The organism is Synechococcus sp. WH 5701, from assembly GCF_000153045.1.
Lineage (GTDB): Bacteria > Cyanobacteriota > Cyanobacteriia > PCC-6307 > Cyanobiaceae > Regnicoccus_A > Regnicoccus_A antarcticus.
Window position 1 is genome coordinate 1 of the sequence record NZ_AANO01000104.1, and the last position, 1,254, is coordinate 1,254.

Here is a 1,254-nt window from a genome sequence, read left to right on the forward strand (position 1 = left end):
GTGGTTTCCCGATCCATCTGTTTCGCGAAACTTCACCGCCAGAACGGCTTCGGCGTATTTGGTGGCAATGCCAAAGATGGCAATAATCCACATCCAGAACACGGCCCCAGGTCCGCCAACGGCGATAGCTCCAGCCACCCCCGCAATGTTGCCGGTTCCGATGGTGGCGGATAGGGAGGTCATCAAAGCTTGAAAAGGAGTGATCTCTCCTTCGCTGCCATCCTTTGATGGGAGCAGAACCATCCGCACGCCATAAATCAGTCGTTGCAATGGCATGAACCGCAGACCGACCATCAAAAAGATGCCGGTTATGGCGATCAGCCCAACCGTTGGCCAGCCCCAAACAAGACTGTTGACCGGTGCATTGAAGGCTTCCAACGACGCATTGAAGTTGTCCATCCCGCTAAGCAATCTTGCCTGGATGGTGTCATGGCCGGCAATGTCCGGCAATGCGATCAAAGGGCCTCGAGACCTTCAAAGCGGAAGGTTTGGCATCCGGCGGGCGCATCGCCTTGCGCTTTTGTTTCGATTACCCGCTCTTGCAAGACCCAAGGACCGCCATCGTTGAGGGGGGTAAAGGTGTCTTTGAAACTGCTTTTCCCACCGCGCAATGCCCCAGTGGCTGGGTCGGAATATTGGCTTGTGTAGGTGTGGCTTAGATAGCCATCCCCGGTGTGGGTGACGTCGGTCGTGAAGATGGTGACAACAGTTCCATGGATGTGACGATGAACCATGGTGACAACGTCGTCTTTGATTCGGTAGCGGTCGCCTTCTCCTTTGCCTCCCACAATCACTTCGGTGCCGACGGCGTCTGTTTCTCCAGCAGTAAATGTGTTGTCGCTATGGGTTTGTTCGAAGCTTCTGCGGACGCGATGAATGGCGACTTCCCACAGCTGCGAATGAACAGCTTTCAGAACCTCTTCGTTGTCGATGCCCTCAACCTTTGCCTTGAGGTCGGCACCAATTTCAAAGGTGCCAGCCACGCTTTGATCGCCTTGAGTCCAGAGGCAACGCCCCCGATAACCAGAAAAACCAGGTGTCCAGGTGTAGCGATTTTCGTAGGCTTTCCGAAAGGTGTCGCGTAGATCGGATCCAGGCTTAATGGAGGTGGAGCTGGCTGTCACGTCTGTATTTCTGATTTCATCACCCTACCGAGATCGGCTCAATTTGATCGAGCTGATTGCCCAACCTTCATGCGCTCAGCACGTCGCGTGAACGTCCTGCAGGGCATAAATGCTGAGAGTGGGTTCGCTT

Annotated in this window: 2 protein-coding genes; both read right to left on the reverse strand. The window is 54.5% G+C overall.

Going from position 1 to position 1,254, the window contains the following annotated elements:
• The coding region (locus WH5701_RS00625) for an alanine:cation symporter family protein (protein WP_198005105.1) at positions 1-399 on the reverse strand (399 nt) is incomplete at its 3' end.
• 56 nt (positions 400-455) lie between these two features.
• Complete coding sequence (locus WH5701_RS00630) at positions 456-1,124, reverse strand: DUF3386 domain-containing protein (protein ID WP_009790135.1); 669 nt, start codon at positions 1,122-1,124, stop codon at positions 456-458.
• Between the last annotated feature and the right edge of the window lie 130 nt (positions 1,125-1,254).